Origin of the sequence: Candidatus Methanoperedens sp., assembly GCA_027460535.1 — an archaeon.
Classification (GTDB): Archaea; Halobacteriota; Methanosarcinia; order Methanosarcinales; family Methanoperedenaceae; genus Methanoperedens.
Genome location: JAPZAR010000030.1, coordinates 1 through 17,049 on the forward strand (window position 1 = coordinate 1; position 17,049 = coordinate 17,049).

20 protein-coding genes are annotated in these 17,049 nt (G+C 43.2%); 17 read left to right on the forward strand and 3 right to left on the reverse strand.

Annotated elements, in window-relative coordinates; all coding sequences use genetic code 11:
- The 6 genes from O8C65_13635 to O8C65_13660 all read left to right on the forward strand — a co-directional run.
- Positions 1 to 344, forward strand: a 344-nt coding sequence (locus O8C65_13635; GenBank protein ID MCZ7357961.1) for a hypothetical protein, incomplete at its 5' end; no start/stop codon positions are given.
- Positions 341 to 1,051: a nitroreductase family protein gene (locus O8C65_13640; protein MCZ7357962.1), complete on the forward strand. Its 711-nt coding sequence runs from the start codon at positions 341 to 343 to the stop codon at positions 1,049 to 1,051. The genes O8C65_13635 and O8C65_13640, both read left to right, overlap by 4 nt.
- Positions 1,052 to 1,369: 318 nt before the next feature.
- The gene (locus O8C65_13645) at positions 1,370 to 1,921 is read left to right on the forward strand and encodes a hypothetical protein (GenBank protein ID MCZ7357963.1); all 552 of its coding nucleotides are present in this window, start codon (positions 1,370 to 1,372) and stop codon (positions 1,919 to 1,921) included.
- A gap of 494 nt (positions 1,922 to 2,415) precedes the next feature.
- Positions 2,416 to 2,688, forward strand: coding sequence for a hypothetical protein (locus O8C65_13650; protein ID MCZ7357964.1), 273 nt, complete (start codon positions 2,416 to 2,418; stop codon positions 2,686 to 2,688).
- Positions 2,689 to 2,736: 48 nt separating this feature from the next.
- Positions 2,737 to 3,021, forward strand: coding sequence for a GYD domain-containing protein (locus tag O8C65_13655; protein MCZ7357965.1), 285 nt, complete (start codon positions 2,737 to 2,739; stop codon positions 3,019 to 3,021).
- A 71-nt stretch (positions 3,022 to 3,092) separates the two neighbouring features.
- Positions 3,093 to 4,199 (forward strand): hypothetical protein, encoded by a 1,107-nt coding sequence (locus tag O8C65_13660; protein MCZ7357966.1) that lies wholly within the window; start codon positions 3,093 to 3,095, stop codon positions 4,197 to 4,199.
- Positions 4,200 to 4,305: 106 nt separating this feature from the next.
- On the opposite strand, the gene O8C65_13665 is transcribed toward O8C65_13660, so the two are convergent.
- Positions 4,306 to 4,950 (reverse strand): hypothetical protein, encoded by a 645-nt coding sequence (locus O8C65_13665; protein ID MCZ7357967.1) that lies wholly within the window; start codon positions 4,948 to 4,950, stop codon positions 4,306 to 4,308.
- Between the two features lie 48 nt (positions 4,951 to 4,998).
- Between O8C65_13665 and O8C65_13670 the strand changes: the two genes are divergently transcribed.
- The 5 genes from O8C65_13670 to O8C65_13690 all read left to right on the forward strand — a co-directional run bounded on the left by O8C65_13670 (position 4,999) and on the right by O8C65_13690 (position 7,685).
- Positions 4,999 to 5,181 carry a hypothetical protein gene (locus tag O8C65_13670; protein MCZ7357968.1) on the forward strand — a complete coding sequence of 61 codons (183 nt, stop codon included), beginning with the start codon at positions 4,999 to 5,001 and terminating at the stop codon, positions 5,179 to 5,181.
- Between the two features lie 28 nt (positions 5,182 to 5,209).
- On the forward strand, positions 5,210 to 5,788 hold the full coding sequence (locus O8C65_13675) for a methyltransferase domain-containing protein (GenBank protein ID MCZ7357969.1): 579 nt from the start codon (positions 5,210 to 5,212) through the stop codon (positions 5,786 to 5,788).
- A gap of 700 nt (positions 5,789 to 6,488) precedes the next feature.
- Positions 6,489 to 6,611, forward strand: a complete 123-nt coding sequence (locus O8C65_13680) for a CcmD family protein (GenBank protein ID MCZ7357970.1) — start codon at positions 6,489 to 6,491, stop codon at positions 6,609 to 6,611.
- 1 nt (position 6,612) lies between these two features.
- On the forward strand, positions 6,613 to 7,002 hold the full coding sequence (locus O8C65_13685) for a CoA-binding protein (GenBank protein MCZ7357971.1): 390 nt from the start codon (positions 6,613 to 6,615) through the stop codon (positions 7,000 to 7,002).
- 68 nt (positions 7,003 to 7,070) lie between these two features.
- Positions 7,071 to 7,685 (forward strand): lactate utilization protein, encoded by a 615-nt coding sequence (locus O8C65_13690; protein ID MCZ7357972.1) that lies wholly within the window; start codon positions 7,071 to 7,073, stop codon positions 7,683 to 7,685.
- A gap of 230 nt (positions 7,686 to 7,915) precedes the next feature.
- On the opposite strand, the gene O8C65_13695 is transcribed toward O8C65_13690, so the two are convergent.
- Complete coding sequence (locus tag O8C65_13695) at positions 7,916 to 9,094, reverse strand: TIGR03118 family protein (GenBank protein ID MCZ7357973.1); 1,179 nt, start codon at positions 9,092 to 9,094, stop codon at positions 7,916 to 7,918.
- 197 nt (positions 9,095 to 9,291) lie between these two features.
- Here O8C65_13695 and O8C65_13700 point away from each other — a divergent pair, with 197 nt between their 5' ends.
- Both O8C65_13700 and O8C65_13705 read left to right on the forward strand, forming a co-directional pair.
- Positions 9,292 to 12,057 (forward strand): heavy metal translocating P-type ATPase, encoded by a 2,766-nt coding sequence (locus O8C65_13700; protein MCZ7357974.1) that lies wholly within the window; start codon positions 9,292 to 9,294, stop codon positions 12,055 to 12,057.
- A 4-nt stretch (positions 12,058 to 12,061) separates the two neighbouring features.
- Positions 12,062 to 12,283 (forward strand): hypothetical protein, encoded by a 222-nt coding sequence (locus O8C65_13705; GenBank protein ID MCZ7357975.1) that lies wholly within the window; start codon positions 12,062 to 12,064, stop codon positions 12,281 to 12,283.
- A 19-nt stretch (positions 12,284 to 12,302) separates the two neighbouring features.
- On the opposite strand, the gene O8C65_13710 is transcribed toward O8C65_13705, so the two are convergent.
- Complete coding sequence (locus O8C65_13710; GenBank protein MCZ7357976.1) at positions 12,303 to 13,073, reverse strand: methyltransferase domain-containing protein; 771 nt, start codon at positions 13,071 to 13,073, stop codon at positions 12,303 to 12,305.
- A gap of 86 nt (positions 13,074 to 13,159) precedes the next feature.
- On the opposite strand from O8C65_13710, the gene O8C65_13715 reads away from it, so the two are divergent.
- The 4 genes from O8C65_13715 (at position 13,160) to cas6 (ending at position 16,988) form a co-directional block, all read left to right on the forward strand.
- Positions 13,160 to 14,410, forward strand: coding sequence for a cation:proton antiporter (locus tag O8C65_13715; protein ID MCZ7357977.1), 1,251 nt, complete (start codon positions 13,160 to 13,162; stop codon positions 14,408 to 14,410).
- A gap of 109 nt (positions 14,411 to 14,519) precedes the next feature.
- Entirely contained in the window at positions 14,520 to 15,722 is a 1,203-nt protein-coding gene (locus tag O8C65_13720; protein ID MCZ7357978.1) for an LUD domain-containing protein, read from the forward strand.
- Positions 15,723 to 16,028: 306 nt separating this feature from the next.
- On the forward strand, positions 16,029 to 16,220 hold the full coding sequence (locus tag O8C65_13725; GenBank protein MCZ7357979.1) for a hypothetical protein: 192 nt from the start codon (positions 16,029 to 16,031) through the stop codon (positions 16,218 to 16,220).
- Positions 16,221 to 16,988, forward strand: coding sequence for a CRISPR-associated endoribonuclease Cas6 (cas6, locus tag O8C65_13730; GenBank protein ID MCZ7357980.1), 768 nt, complete (start codon positions 16,221 to 16,223; stop codon positions 16,986 to 16,988).
- The last annotated feature ends 61 nt before the right edge of the window (positions 16,989 to 17,049 follow it).

Here is a 17,049-nt window from a genome sequence, read left to right on the forward strand (position 1 = left end):
TAATGAAACTGGGTGGAGCAAATGTCATACTTTGCACTGCTCCAAACAGCAAATCAATGGCAGAACTTGTAAATGGTTTAGCCAGAAATGGTCAGATGATTATAGTCACCTTTTCAAACGAACCAATGACCATACCGCCTGTTATATTAATGATGGGTCAGAGATCAATTAGCGGATGGGTTGGAGGAACTCCTGAAGACGCATTAAGGTTTAGCGTCGTTTCTAAAATAAAGCCAATGGTTGAGGTTTTCCCGCTGGAGCAGGCCGCTTTAGCTTTTGAAAAGATGATGACTGCAAAAGTTCACTTTAGGGCTGTTTTGAAAATTGGAAGTGATAAAGAATGACAGATATAATTAATCTAATCCAGGAAAGACATTCCAGCAGAGGCCAGTTTGATCCAAAAAAGCTTGTTCCAAAGGATAAATTAAAGATGATAATAGAGGCAGCACGTTGGGCCCCAACAGCACACAACATGCAGAACTTTGATATTATTGTAATTGATGATAAAAAGGTTATCGAAACTCTTGGAAAAATCGAATCCATTATATCACAAGAATTTATTAAAGAAAACTTTGAGCAGCTATCTATGTCAGAAGAAGAGCTGAAAAGAAAAAAAGTAGGGATTTTAGGAACCCAATTTCCACCAAAATGGAGAGAAGCTTCTAAACTGGATGAAGCAATTAAGGAAAGAACCCCTGCTCCTCTTAGCGATACCATCAGGGGAGGGAATACTATACTTTTAATTATTTATGATAGAAGAAAAAGAGCTCCGGCATCCGAGGGTGACGTTCTGGGTTTCTTAAGCCTCGGTTGTGTGATGGAAAATATATGGTTAATGGCTCAGTCATTAGGTGTAAGCGTGCATATAATGAGTGCGTTTGGTGGTGTGCAGAAAGAATTAAAGAGGATACTTAATATTCCTGAATTTATGGAACTTGGATTTGCATGCAAATTAGGCTATCCTGTTTCAGAAACAAAATATCTGAGGGTAAGACGGGATATAGGGTCTTTCACGCATCATAATAAGTTTGGGGAAAAATGGTTAGCCTGAAAATTTTTCATTTCTTTTTTTTCTAATGGATGTTTTAATCGAAATTTTATTGTTCTTATCGATAAAACCACAGCATCCATCGGCTCAAGAAGTGGCGTAACTGTGAATGAATAAGCATAAAGGCATAAGATAAATGTGGGAGACAAAGCCAGAATCAATATTAAATGAATTATTTCTATAAGTAGCGATACAAAGCATATTAAATAAGTTTAATCGTGCCTATGATCTCGCTGATATAATGGCAAAATTCAAGTAATCTGGCAGAAATTACATCCTATACATTGAAATTAAGGTCATGCTTTGAAAAAGGTGAACAAGATGTATTTTGAAAAAGCAGGTAAAGAGAATACCCAAAGAACTTTGCAAATTGCTAAAGAAGAGGCATTAAAGCGTGGAATAAATCACATAGTTGTAGCATCAACATTTGGAGATACAGCACTTGCTGCTGCTGAGATGTTGAAAGGCACAGGAATAAAACTTGTTGTGGTTACGCATAATACAGGCATTAGAGAGCCGGATCTTCAAACTTTTGACCAGGAAATAAAAAAGAAAATCGAGAATATGGGTGGAAAGGTTCACACTGGAACAATGGTTTTAAGAGGTCTTGGTACTGCACTTAAGGAAAGAGGCAATCAGTCTTATGAACAGATAGTGGCTGATGCCCTGAGAATCTTTGGTCAGGGAACAAAAGTTGTAGTTGAGATTGTGGCTATGAGTGCGGATGCTGGATTGATTCCATTCTCAGATGTTATTGCAGTAGCTGGAACAGGCAGGGGAGCAGATACTGCTGCCGTAATTTCGGCAAATTCCTCAAATAAATTTTTTGACATTAAACTGAGGGAATATCTGGTTAAGCCCTATGATTTTTAAACAACTCAGGATAGGAGTATTGAAAACCAAAGCGCGATCTCAAGACCGGCAGAGGAATATTCGGTTTTGATTCGATTATAAAGTATGACTGGCAGATCGCACTTGGCGGTGAGCCGATAAGTGCAGAGGAATTATACTCTCAGAAAAGGGAAGTATTCATGCAATTCCTGAACTTGAAGGGAAGGTTAATAATATTGATATGTCCCATGAGATAGCGGTCGGCAAGATTGCGGAGGAAGAAATTCAGTATCTGATGGCAAGATAGCGGGAAGGCAACCTCCGTAATAGTCGGGGGTTTTCTGGATGTCGGAATAAATAGCATCCCTGAACACCTGAAGAGGGAAATAAAATAGGGGATGGGAGCGCCTTATGTGAGTAAGAATCTCAGAGTGAGGGGATATTTAAATCAAATCTACAATGCGCCGGCTCTCACCGAAAGTCTTATCATTTAAGAAAGCCTATATTATTATGGATAACGGGAGGTAAGTGAAGTAATGGGAGAATTTGTAGATACGTTCGCGGAGATATATCGGGAAAGAGAAAGGTATCTATTAAATATAGATGAATTGCTGGAAGAAATGCATGGCAAAACTGATAGTGAGATAACCGACAATATAAAAGTAGAATTTGGTTGGAATGCAGGGACAGTATGTTGCGGTGCGGTGGTTGATATAGATGAAGCGCAAGGGTCTGAAATAAAAAAAGGTGAACAATTACTGGTATGCAGTAATAATTGCAGAAAATTTATTGAAATAGCAACATCTTAAAATAAAATAATTTGTGTGTTTCAAATTATGGGAATGGGGGTATAAATTATGGCAAGATATATCATAATCTCTAACCTGACAGATGAAGGTGCTAAGACTCTCAAGAAGAATCCCGGCAGAGTGAAAGAAGTCAATGCCGAGCTCAAAGACATGGATGTAAAAGTGCTAGATCAGTACGCTATCTTAGGAAATTTTGACTTTTTGACCATCGTGGAAGCCGATGATGAAACTACGATCGCCAAGGCAATTGTTGAAATTGCATCACGTGGCAGCATCAAAACAGCGACATATAAAGCGATACCTATCGACGAGTTCATCGAATCACTTAAGTGATTTCCGAAGAATAAATTTATAAAAACGTTTGCAATAGCTTATGGTATGAAAAATAAAAAGAGTGATATAATATGGTCAAGAAAAGTGAAGGAAGAAAAGAAGGACTAAAAGAAGACAGCGTGGAAAAGAAGGATATTTTCAAGACATGGGTTGACAGTTATACAGCAGTATCAAAAATGTGGGAGGATTCCTACCTAAATCTATACAAGCCATGGATTGAATCCACAGGGGAGATGCTTGAGAAGACATCTCTTCTCTCAAAAGAAGCTACTCCACAGAAATACAAAGAATTCTATGATGAATGGATTAAAACATACCAGAATACCTTTGGTAAATTTTATCCAATCCCAACACTGAATTCCAATAAAGAAACGCTTGAAAAATTCCTCTTAAGCGCAGAGGAATCCAATAAACTCTACAGATCCTGGATTGCTGAGTTAGAAGAGAATTCCCGGAAGACAAAAGAGATACTCCAGGGCGAACCAGATCCGGCAAAGCATAAAGAATGCTATGATATGTGGATGAAGTCTTATGAAAAAATATTCGATGAGCTTTTAGAACTACCTGCTCAAGAAAGTACAAAAGAGATATTTGGAAATTACATGGGCATACCAGATATCTACTCAAGGAGCTTTTTGCAGATGTCAAAACTATGGAAGAAATCATACGCGCAGCCATTGAATGAATCCATGCTGAAACTTTCCGAGAAAATGGCAGAAATCTCTCGGGGAGATACAGGCCCCGAAGCCTATAAGGAATTTTATACCTTATGGGTGGATACATATCAGGAAATCTATGGAAAGCATATCCAGTCCATGGAACCTACTAAAGAAATGTTTGAGCATTTTGTTCAGAGCACCAATATTTATGTGAACATATACAAGTCCTGGATAGCTGCACTTGAAAAAATGTCAGAAAAGGCTAAGGAGCTGTCGAAACAAACCTCTGATCCAGAGGCATATAAAGAATTCTATAATCTATGGGTAAAGATGTATGGAAAGGCTTTCGATAGCTTTTTTGAGGACATGCCGACAGTAGGTGGCCCTATGAAAGATATCATGGAGTCAGTAAAGGTCATGGCTAAGATGTACGCTGACACGTTTAATAAGATGTCAAAGATGTGGGTGAAATCGGGCGTTCGTTCAGCGTCAGCATATCCGGGAAAGAATAAAAAATGAGTGATTCAGACGGGTTAAAGTGTGGAACCTGGTGTTTTCACCTGCATCTAGGACGCCCTGTACCCGAAGTATCTTGCATGCACCTGAGTAAAGATGTTTGGCGGGGTTAATCGGTAATTGGTTCATAGGGCTTCGCATTTGTTAGATGCTCAAATTTGACCTTCAACAGGGTCTTCTTACCGTTTTTAAATCTAACTTTTGCACCATCCTTCTGAATCACTTTTGGAACCCGCACAATCCCGCTACTATTTGGTTCAATTCTTTTTTCATAATAGGGTTTGTCGTTATCCCACCATGGGAGGGGAGTGTTGTTATACAAAATGATACACTTCTCAATAGGTCTATTAGGGTAGAAAATCCTTATTCCCCAATCGCTATCCACAGGTTTTTTTGTGGGCTCGTAGAACTTCTCTTTAATGAACTCAATCTTGTGCTTATTGGCCCTCTGGAGGAGGGCTATGAAAGCTACGATAACCACTAAAATTGGGGCTATGCGAGTCGCAATGACTACTAAAATTGATATACCTCGTGTAAGAAGATCTACTTTTGTATAAGGACTGGTATCTACAAAAATATGTCCTGTTCCATTTGTGACAATAACACGGGCGCTAAGAATCCCTTCTTCTCCATTATCTGGAATTCTATACATTACCAATGGATTTGTGAAACCATTTTCAAGTGCATGGACGTTATTTATTACAAGAATAGAAATATACACCAAAAATATTGTTAATATAATTTTCTTTTTCATTTGTCCTATTATATCGTAAGTTTTGCGTTACTTAAAAGTTACGCTGGCATGATTCTGGAATCAGTATATCTTAAAGCGATCGAACAGGTAACAGGAAAAAAATATCATGATATTGAGATTGATGATGACTATATCGCAGCTTTCAATAACAGCATAAAGGAAGAAATCGAAAGGCAGTCAACAGGGGGAAGGGTAGATTTTAATCGGCTTTACTACATAGGCAAGAAGTAATAACCATGGGATTGATAGAGTGACAATCATGAATTTTTTTGATTCTGCATACAAGGGCACTCCGCCGTGGGATATCGGGCGCCCACAGAAGGAAACCATCCAGCTTGCGGAAGAAGGAGAAATAAGCGGAAAAGTGCTTGATGCGGGATGTGGAACGGGAGAGAATGCTTTATATCTTGCCGGTCTGGGTTTTGAAGTTTGGGGCATAGATGCAGCGCCTTCTGCCATCAAAAAAGCAAAAGAGAAGGCCAAAAAACGCGGCTTAACGATAAACTTTCTCGTTTTCGACGCTCTTAAACTTCATTTACTTCAGAATAAGTTCGATACCATAATCGACTGCGGCCTGTTTCATGTGTTCTCGGATGAGGAGCGCCCGATTTATGCTGCAAGTTTATCTTCGGTGCTCTATCCCGGTGGCCAGTATTTCATGCTCTGTTTCAGTGAGCATGAGCCGGGATCCTACGGGCCAAGGAGGGTAACTCAGGCTGAGATACGGGCCGAGTTCAGCAAAGGTTGGAAGATTAATTATATAAGGGAAGCGGAGTTTGAAACAATGTTTGGTGCAGAAAGTGTGAAAGCCTGGCTATCCTCTATCACTTGTTTGTAGATTATCGCCTGATTACATGCGTACTAAACCGTCACAAGAAAAGGAAAGGCAAGGGAAGACCCTGTAAATGAAGAGCCAGATTACTTCTTTTGTTTCCAAGGTCAGTTTCTTCTATGATTTTACTGGTCATTAGAAAGGTGTTTAATCAACTAAGGCTTTATAAATGATATTTTAAAAGTATTCATCCACTATCATATTCAGGAAAAATAATCTGTCTGATTTTTTCGCTATTATTTCTCAAAAATCCTGACACATCTTTCAGATGGGGTTCTTTTCCCGGAACAATAACTGCACGGTTTTTACCCCAGATATTTATGCAATTGTCTTTACCGCCTTTTATCCGATCCTTATTCTCGCATATATTATCGACAGCAAGATGCAGATAGTAGCACCTTATATATTCTTTTCTCGTTGTCAGTAACCATTTCAAGTCCTCTTTTTGTAACCATTCTTTTTTCCCTTCTCGTTTAACTTCTTTTCACATGAAACCAGATCCCCAAAGCATCCCAAAGATAATCACAATTATCTTCCCTGCACGAGGGACCTTATTGGTTTTCGATAGAGATACCCAGAATTATCTCACTTTGCCACGTAAAATTAAAGCCGAAAAAGGTTATTAAGCGATAGATTTACATACATTTTTGTTATTAACCGATAGATTTACGTACCTTTATGTAATAAGCGAATAGAACTGGCTATCATGAGTTACTTACAGGCTGCATTTATAATTGTGTGGGTTGTACTGATCGCTTATATTTTAAATCTTATCAGGCTGCGAAGAGCCCTGAATAATGAACTTAAAGCCCTGGAAAATATAACGTGATATGAGCATTGAGACGATCCTTAATTATAAGAACATAGCAGTGGTAGGCATTTCGGATGACCCGGAAAGGCCGAGCTATTTCGTGGCAACCTTCCTTGCCAGGCATGGTTTTAACATCATCCCTGTCAATCCCAAGCTGCAAGAGTGGGAAGGCAAACAATGCTTTCCAGATCTTCGATCGATACCTGTTAAAGTGGATGTGGTGGATATCTTCAGGCGCTCGGAGGCAGTGCCGCCTATCGTGGATGAGGCGATAGCAATAAGAGCAAAAGTAGTCTGGATGCAGGAAGGCATCGTGAACGAGGAGGCTGCTGCGAAGGCAAGGAAAGCGGGTATCGAGGTCGTCATGGACAGGTGCATGAAAAAGGAATATGCCAGACTGAAAGGTTAGCTCGATTGCGAAAGTAATCGTTGGCATACGCTTAATGGTGTCAAGATACTTCAAACGGGGGAAAGAATATGGAATATGATACATTAGCATCAAAAGAAACAGTTGATAAAACAATTAAGGCTTTGAGACCGCGTGGCATCAATGCTGAATTTTTGAATAAGAAAGAAGATGCACTCAATAGATTAAAAAAAATGATCCCGGCAGGCGCGGAGGTAATGACGGGCGGCTCGACAACTCTTGACCAGATTGGCTTTACGGAAATGCTCAAATCAGGAAGACATCCCTGGAAAAACCTGAAAGATGCAATACTGGCAGAAAAAGACCCTGCCAAACAGATGGAGCTTCGAAAGAAAAGTGTGACCGCAGAATACATGATCGGCAGCGTGCATGCGGTTGTGGAGACAGGGGAAGTTCTGGTAGTGAACGCCAGCGGCAGCTCAATTCCCGCATACTCCTTCTCATCTGATAATGTTATCTGGATAGCGGGGACGCAAAAAATAGTGCCCGCAGTGGAAGAGGGTTTCAAGCGCCTCCGTGAGTATTGTTTCCCCCTGGAAGACAAAAGAATGAAAAGCGTCGGATATCCGGGAAGCACATTAGGAAAATTTTTGCTATTTGAGAAGGAAACGAATCCAAGCCGAAAAGTGACTCTCATTTTTGTAAATGAGAAGTTGGGATTTTAGCAATACCGAATATCGTTTATTTCATTGACATCAAAAAATGGATTTACCAAATATATAAAGAATATTTATGTTATTCTTTTTTCTGGCCGGGTTACTTCACAGGCTTAATGTCTGATTTTTTTCATAAAGCACTTGGATGGTCATAATCCACTCTTAACTTATTGAATTTTTGTGAATTATTTCATAAGACATAGAATTGAATGGGGAGTTCAACTCCCCTTTTCAGAATTTCAGTCCTTATCCTTTTTGTCTTTATGAGAAATCGGTGTAATGGTGCCGAACAACCCATGCTGCTCCTTCTTGATTCCCGCGGCAAAGAAGAGTGTATTAACAGGTCCTGCCCTCGCGCCGTTGCCGAAGCCCAGTCCCCAGAGCCCGTCGATGCTGATAGGCTTTCCATGATCTCCACTCAGCAAACCTTTGAAATTTCCATTCTCGTGCTCAAAAGCTGCTATCTGGCCGCTTCCGAAATTACCCACCAGCAAATCATCGCTGAACTTGCCGAAATCAGATGGTGCGAGCGCTATTCCCCATGGTGCATCCATCCATTTCCCATGTTCCAGGCGCATCATCAGTTTCCCATTTGGATCGAAGCAATCCACAAAGCCAAGACCCGGACCGTCCAGGTTGTCGTGCTTCTGTGCATCCTGCTTCGCAAAGGTCACGAATAACTCTCCGTTGACGTTCTGCACATTGAAGGGGGCAAACCCTCTAGGAATTTTCTTGTCGGTGAAGGCGCCGGCAGCCATCATGACCGGGTTGAAGTCTGTGTCAAAAACGTCCACGCTGCCGCCGCGGAAGTTCGCGACATAGAGGAAGTCCTGGTTGCCGTTCCGGGCAATCGCTGCACCTTTATAAACTGCGCCGGGTGAGTTGTCCATCATGAGCGTTGCGTTGTTGGGATCAACGGCAGGGTTCCAGGCCGAGATTGTCCCGTCTTCCGTTACAAAGATGAACCGTGCCGGATTACCGGGCGTAACGTTGAATTCAGGAAGGCCATTGAAAACGATTCCCGTTGGGGTAGAAGGGCTGCTCCCACCCGGAGGCGGAGGTATCGTAACGATCAGTGAGGAAGGTACACCTGTTCCATTATACAGAGTTGAAACTCCCATACCGTTATCTGCTACCCACCATGGCGTCGTTGGGCCGTGCACAATGCCCCAGGAGTTCACGAGATTTGGATCGGTAATTTGTGCCATTCCAGGGACATCAGAAACAAGATTTGTCTGCTGATACTGCTTCCCTGCCATGGCAGGAGAGGCACTCACGACAGCTCCTAATGCTAGAAACGCCAGTATTGCAAACATTGGCCATGCTAGCCTTTTTTCAATGGTTCCAGTCATCTCTTTTTCCTTTGATATCCTGACCGGATAGAATTTCATTTCATCGATTTTGTCATTACTAACCATATTCTCACCACAGGAACATTAATTCTGAATATTGATAAACTTAATCCTCGAAGGTAACATGAGTAATTTTATCTAAAATTCTGCATTCTTTTTCTTTAATAACTCAGATTTTTGGATCATTAATTTTCATTTTTTTAACCGGAACCAGCATAAGTAACTATATACTATATTATTCAAAATAAAGTCCGGAGATATCATTGGAAGACGTTACCGTTAAAATCAAGGGCATGATGTGCGGCCACTGTGAAAAAACAGTTACTGAAGCTGCAATGAGTGTTAAAGGAGTGACGAAAGCCCGGGCAGATCATAAAAAAGGCGAAGTAAGAGTTTCCTATGACACAAAAGTCACGGACCTTGAAGTAATACATAGCGCTATCAGAGCATCGGGTTATGAGGTAATAGATGAAGAAGAAGCCTGCCCGCTCCCCGCCAGGCAGCCTGTGATACAGTCTGAAGCTGAAGAGAAACCAAAGGGGGAGGGAGGCTTTAGAAAAAGCTCCATCAAGATCACAGGGATGACATGCGCTTCCTGTGCCCAGAACATCGAGAAGGCGCTTAATAAGATAGAAGGAGTGGTAAATGCATCTGTTAATTTCTCATTCGAGAAAGCCGGAATCGAGTACGATTCATCAAAGGTGAACCCAGCAGTTTTCGAGAACACCATAACCTCACTGGGATATGGAGTTGCCAAAAGCGATATAACACTGAAAGTCGGTGGGATGCACTGCGCCTCCTGTGCTATCAATATCGAGAACGCGCTTAAGAAAACAAACGGGGTGGTTTCCGCGAATGTGAGTTTCCCGCTTGAACGGGCAAAGATTTCATATGACCAGGAACTCATCTCTGTTTCAGATATTAAAAAAGTAATCGAGAGTGTGGGTTATTCGGCTTCTGAGAAATTGGAGAGGTCAGATGCGGACAGGGAGCAGAGGGCGCGCGAAGAGGACATAAAGCGGCAGAGAACTAATTTTATCATAGCACTCCTGCTTGCAGTCCCTATCTCACTGGGCGACATGGGGCGCAATCTCGGATGGACTTTTGTGCCTGACATCCTGAAAAATGATTATGTGCTTTTCATCCTTGCAACTATGGTGATGATGTTCCCCGGGCGGCAGTTCTTCGAAGGGACGTATAAAGGATTGAGACACGGCATGACGGATATGAACCTCCTGATCGCCACAGGAACAGGAGCCGCTTATGCCATCAGCGTTGCCGCCACTTTCCTTGATCTTGGCGCGGCTTATAAGCACACCTACTACGACACAGCAGCACTGCTTATTATGTTCATCGTGCTCGGTCGTTATCTTGAGGCGCTCACAAAGGGAAAGACCTCGGAAGCTATCAGGAAGCTCATGGGGCTTGCGGCAAAAACAGCGCGCATAATCGTGAACGGGGAAGAGAAGGATATCCCTGTTGAGGACGTCAAGGTCAATGATATCGTGGTCGTCCGTCCAGGCGAGAAAATACCAGTGGACGGCAAGGTAGTCGAAGGTCTTTCAGCCGTCGATGAATCCATGATCACGGGAGAGAGCATACCGGTTGAGAAACCCGTGGGTTCGGAAGTAATAGGCGCCACAATGAACAAGACCGGCATGATAAAGTTCAAAGCCACTAAAGTTGGTTCGGACACCGCTCTTGCCCAGATAATCAAGCTGGTCGAGGATGCACAGACACAAAAGGCGCCCATCCAGAAGCTAGCAGACATAGTTGCAGGACATTTTATACTTGCAGTACACGTTATAGCTCTCGTTGTCTTTTTCTTCTGGTTCTTCATAGGATTTGAGCGCTTCAATGTGCTGTCCACATCTCTGGCAATGAACATGGGGCCCACTTCCCCGCTTCTTTTCTCGCTGTTAATATCAATAACGGTGCTCATCATATCCTGTCCGTGCGCGGTAGGACTCGCTACACCCATTGCGATCATGGTGGGCACAGGTAAAGGGGCTGAGAATGGCATACTCATTAAGGGCGGCGAGGTGCTTGAAAAGGCGCAGAAGCTGGATACCATTGTGTTCGATAAGACAGGCACGTTGACAAAAGGCGAGCCTGCGCTGACGGATGTGATAGCCATCAAAGGCGATGAGAATGAAGTCCTGAAGCTTGCAGCAATAGCTGAGAAGGGGTCTGAACATCCGCTCGGAGAGGCCATACTTAAAGGTGCGAAGGCGCGCGGAATAGACGTGCCGGATGCAAATGGGTTCAGGGCGATCCCCGGCCGGGGTGTCGAGGCGAGATACGGCGGTAAAAGGATACTAATCGGGACCCGGAAGCTGATGGTAGAGAACGACATGGATACCGCTCACTTCGCCGGCAAGCTGGAAGAACTCGAACACAACGGCAAGACGGCCGTGCTTGTGGCGCAAGATAATGAGATTGCCGGAATAATAGCAGTTGCAGACACCCTGAAAGAGAATTCTGCGGACGCTGTGCATGAACTGCATGAGATGGGTTTTTCTGTGGCCATGATAACAGGCGATAACAGGAGGACAGCCGATGCTATCGCAAAACAGGTGGGCATCGATAAAGTATTATCAGAAGTCCTTCCTGAGGATAAGGCAGCGGAAATAAAGAAACTGCAGGCAGAGGGCAGGAACGTGGCGATGGTGGGCGACGGTATCAACGATGCACCCGCACTTACGCAATCGGACGTTGGCATAGCCATTGGAAGCGGCACCGATGTTGCCATCGAATCAGCCCAGATCGTGCTGATAAAGAACGACGTGCGCGATGTGGCAAAAGCCATACGCCTTAGCAGACTCACGCTGAATAAGATAAAGCAGAACCTCTTCTGGGCATTCTTCTATAACTCGGTGGGGATACCCATTGCTGCCGGTATCCTGTATCCATTCACGAACCCGCCGTTCCTGCTCAATCCGGCAATTGCGGCAGCAGCCATGGCCGCCAGCTCTGTCACCGTGACGATTAATACCCTTCGCATGAAACGGATCAGGTTAAAGGAGTGAAAAAATGGATAAAAAGCTCGGGTATTACAGCGTGCTTGCAAGCCTTGTTACCTCAATAATAGTTGTGCTCCTGTTCTTTGGTCTTTCCTTGACGAAGATCAGCACCAGTCCCAATGTGTACACAAGAGTTGATGTGTATGCGGGAATGGTGTATGTATTCATTCTTTCCATGATCGTGTCGGCATCGATATGGCCCGGAATTATCGAGAAAAAATTAATGAAATGATTGCGAAAGGCTGCATATCCTATCCGTATTTTACAACTTCTGCGACCAGGATGACAGTGTCATATGCAAACCCAAGCTTCCCGTCTTTGAGGTTTACTCCGAGACCTGTGGCATCATCTATCGCGCTCTGCCTCATTAAATCCTCAATAAGGTTTGTTTTTGTTTCATCAGTCCCTGCCCTTCTGATCCACTCATCGAAATCCTGAGGTATATCCCAGTGTGTCAGATCGATGATATCCGCTCCGATATCATTGAACATATTTTTCATTTCGCTCAAAGGATATATCCGGACATGGGATGGGTCGCGCATCTTTTCGATCCTGTTGTGAAACTGGCTTTTCCCTGGGTTTTCAGATGAAACGCCATCTACAAGCACGATTCGTCCTTTGGTTACGCGTTTCATTTCGGAAAGAGCTTTCTTTGGGTCGGGAAAATGATGGAATGCAAATCTGCATGATACGATATCGAATGACCTGTCGGGAAAAGGCAGAGATTCAACGTCAGAAAGAAGAAATCCGGTATTCTCAAGTCCATAAATTTCTTGCTTTTCAAGGGCAAAGAGCAGCATATTGCGCGTAAGATCACAGCCTATCGCAGTGTTCGCTATTTTGGCATACTCAAACGCCAGGAATCCTGAGCCTGTAGCGATGTCGAGAACTATGTGGTTCTTCTTTACCCCGCTTCTTTTGACCACCTCGGAGAGATGAACCCCGTCCACAAAAATGTTCCCTTTTGAATATGCTTCGGCTCTCTTCCCGAACTGTTTTATCGCGTTTTCTTTAACTCCCATTGCAGCCGGTGGAATACCCTGCGGAGATATATAATTTATGTTACTGGCGCGTTGGAAAATCCCGCCATGCCCGGGGGGCGACCGGGATGGATAATAATAATATAATGAAAGGATATAATAAGCTTACAATGGACATCATAATAACTATACTCATAATTATAGTGTTAGCAAAGATATTCAGTGGGATCTTTGCGCACTTCAACCAGCCTGTTATCATCGGAGAGGTGGTCGCAGGGATTGCACTTGGTCCATCTATCCTCAATCTCGTAAGTCCGCAGGCAAACGGGTTGGATGCCCTGGCAGACCTCGGGGTTTTCTTTCTCGTATTGTTCGCAGGAATGCAGATGTCCCTGGCGAGCATGAAGGAGTATTATCGCCCCGCCTTTTTTGTTGCTTTTATGGGGAATAATCTGGCCATTATTTCTGGTTTTGCTGTGGGGAAAATCTATAATATGGATTTTATAGGTTCGTTATTCATCGGCATCGTATTCTCTCTTACTGCTCTGCCCATTGGTGTAAAGATATTGATGGATCTTGGGAAATTGGATTCGCCCACAGGGAAAATCATCGTGGCTTCAGCAATACTCGATGATATTTTCAGTATTTTCCTATTTGTTCTTGTCCTATTCATTGTGGAAAGTGGTATCAAGAATCTGGAAATTGGTTTTATATTCACAACGCTAATAAAAATAATACTATTCTTATCAGTGGTCTATATTTTAAATAGATTCCTGACCATGAAAAGTGGAGATCAGGTACCGTATATCATCAGGTCCCTGGGCAAATTAACCAAGGAATCGCAATTTTTTTATATCCTCGTCTTCGGTATCTTTATTGGATACCTTGGAGGAATGCTGGGAATTACTTTCATCATTGGAATCTTTTATGCAGGAACTCTTATAAAAGGTTCAACGATCGGTGAGAAAGCGTATAGGCATGCTCACGATGTCATATCCTCCGTTACGTTCGGGATATTTTCACCAATTTTCTTTGCGTACATGGGATTGCTGATGAACGTGAAATCGGTTTTTGACTACACCAATCCATTCACATCTCAAAATCTCTACCAGTTATTCTTTTTCATGAATTCATTATTATTTGCGATGGTAGGGAAAAGCGGCGGGGCATTCATCGGTGGTCTGCTCGCCAATATGAAGATCAGGGACGCCGCTGCGGTAGGTATTGGAATGAACGCCCGGGGACTGATGGGGCTTGTGATTCTGGAAATCGGACTCAAAAACGGGCTTGTAAGCCAGAGTGTTTATGCCATGCTTGTGGCGATGTGCCTGATCACCACTTTTATGACTCCCAGCCTTCTTAGAAAGATCATTAAATGAATGAAAACTTGACAGATAATCCGTAACCCAATTCAGATTTTATTCACCGAGAAAATCTATATAGTGCGAAACAGGATTAAGTACAATTCAATTACCAAGTGAATTCAGTATGAACTTTGAAGAAGTCATCGCTCTTAGGAAAGCCTTTAAGTCGGTGAAAGAAAGGCAGGCACAGAATGTGCCCAGAGACTTTAAGGGGAGGAAAAAGAGGCTCAAAGCTGACAGGGAGTTCTGCGTCGGGAATGAAGAGCTTCTTGCGAGGACTATCGACAAGCTCAGGAAAAACGGCATAACAGTTCATTATGTAAAGGAAAAAAATGAGGCTATAAACGTAATCCTCGATGAGATAGGAAAGGAAAAACTCGTTGTAAAGTCCAAATCCAATGTCACCAAAGAAATAGAATTGACCAAAGCTCTTGAGAAAAAAGGATTGACCGTGGTTGAGACCGATATCGGAGATCGGATCTTGCAGCTGCTACATGCGAAACCTTCCCATCCTACGGGCCCTGTAACTCACCTTTCGGCTAAAGAAATAGCACATGGACTTTCAAAACACTATGGTACGTCTATAAAGGAAACTCCGGAAGACATTGTGAGAATAGTCAGGGAGGATGTGATCCTGAACATCGGGAAGGCAAAGATCGGCATCACCGGGGCCAATGCCATAACAGCCGAGGAAGGGTCCATCGTGCTGACCCATAATGAGGGGAATATCTACGAGGTCATGAGAAAAGAAAAGCATATAGTTGTGACCTCGATAGATAAGATATATCCCGATATCGAATCGGCGATGAACATGCTGAAAATTTTATGCTACAATGCCACGGGTTCGACCATCCCTTCTTTCGTTGAGGTGATAAGCGGGGTCAGCAAGACCGCGGATGTGGAGAAGAAATTCATAAAAGGCGTTCATTATCCTTCTGAGGTCGTCGTGGTGCTGCTGGATAATAAAAGGAGCGAGCTTGCGGCGAAAGGGTTCAAGGAACTTCTCCAGTGCGTGGGATGCGGGAATTGCCTGCTCTGCTGCCCGATGTATAATACTGTTGGCAATGAATTCGCTCTGGATAATTACCTCGGAGGGAAAGGGATCGCATATTATTCCCTCTGCAATAACGAAAAGAACGAGAAGCTGGAACTCTGTCTCACATGCGGTAAGTGCAAAGATAATTGCCCTGTAGAACTTGATATTCCAGCTCTGATAAAAAAGATCAGAAGTGAGGGAATTTCTTCAGAGATATATTATTTTTTGAAATCGCATGCGATGTGGGTATATTACCAGACCTGTCTTAGATTAGGGATGGAAAGCAAGTAGCATGCACCGATCGAGATTTGAACCGCCGCCCCCGACACTCGACCCCCCGCGCAGCCGTTGCGGACTCTGCGCACTTTGCGGTGAAGCCTCCTGATTCTTGCACGGAGCCACACCTCCCACCAAAAATCAAGCTCCGCAGATCACCCCGCTCTCCAGCATGGCGCCGCTCTGAATCCTGCGCTCCTGTTCGCATATTCATGGTGTTTTTGAAGCCCTCAGCATGTAACAAGGCATATCATCTCGTAAATATACTAAATAACCTGAATAAGCAGAGAAATAAAAGAGCGGACGAAGGTTGCGGTTATCATGAAAGACAGGACTCATACCGAGCATATCGAGCGATGGGCCAAATTTATAAAAACACATCCTCGCTCAATCTGGATCAGGGAGGTTGGACCTCTGATAGACGCGCAGATAATCATGGCAAATACTTTCTATGAGCGCCTCGCTAAAGTTGAAGGTGGAATTGAGAAAATAAGAAAACTAAGGAGAATCTAATTGAGAAGTAAAATAACAGTCAGAAACATCTCAAACCTTCCTGTTAATTTCGATTATCAGTATGGTCTGGCATCAATGCTCTATTTCAAACTTGCCGGCGCGGATGTCAAGCTGGCTAACGAAACTCATGCTCATCAGGGATTCAAGTTCTATACATTCTCCAATCTTGTGTTGATGAATAGAAAAACCTGTAAATCAGGTCTTTGTTTTGAGAGGGCATATTTTATCCTGTCCTCACCTGATGACAGATTCATCAAGAGTTTTACCGAAGGTCTTCTCCAACACTCAGAATTCTATTTAGATGGACCAGACGGCAGAGCAAATTTCGTAATTGAGCGCATCGAAATACTGAAAGAACCATCTTTAGGCGACGAGTGCTGGTTCAAGACCGTATCTCCAATCTATGTCAAGACCATGCGTAAAGAGAATGAAAGTTTGAAAGAGGTCGATCTCTATCCTACTGAGCCGAAGTTCTACGAGAACCTCCACAAGAACCTGACAGAACGCTTCACTGAATTTTATGGCAAAGCACCCCTTGATCATTTCGATGTAATTGAAACTGAGGGCATCAAGCCAAAGCGCATCAAAATATCAGAAGGCTATAGGCGATGCAATCTCATGAGTCTGCGAATCCAGGCAAGTCCTGAGCTTTTGAAGTTCGCTTACGATGCAGGGCTTGGGGAGAAGAATGCGATGGGGTTCGGATGTGTGGATGTTGTGGATCAGGGTCAACATATGAAAAATTTAACCGCAGATAAACGCAGATGAACGCAGATTTATTAATTGGGCTCTACATTCCGATTACCTGCAAGAAAGCCAAACTAAGAGA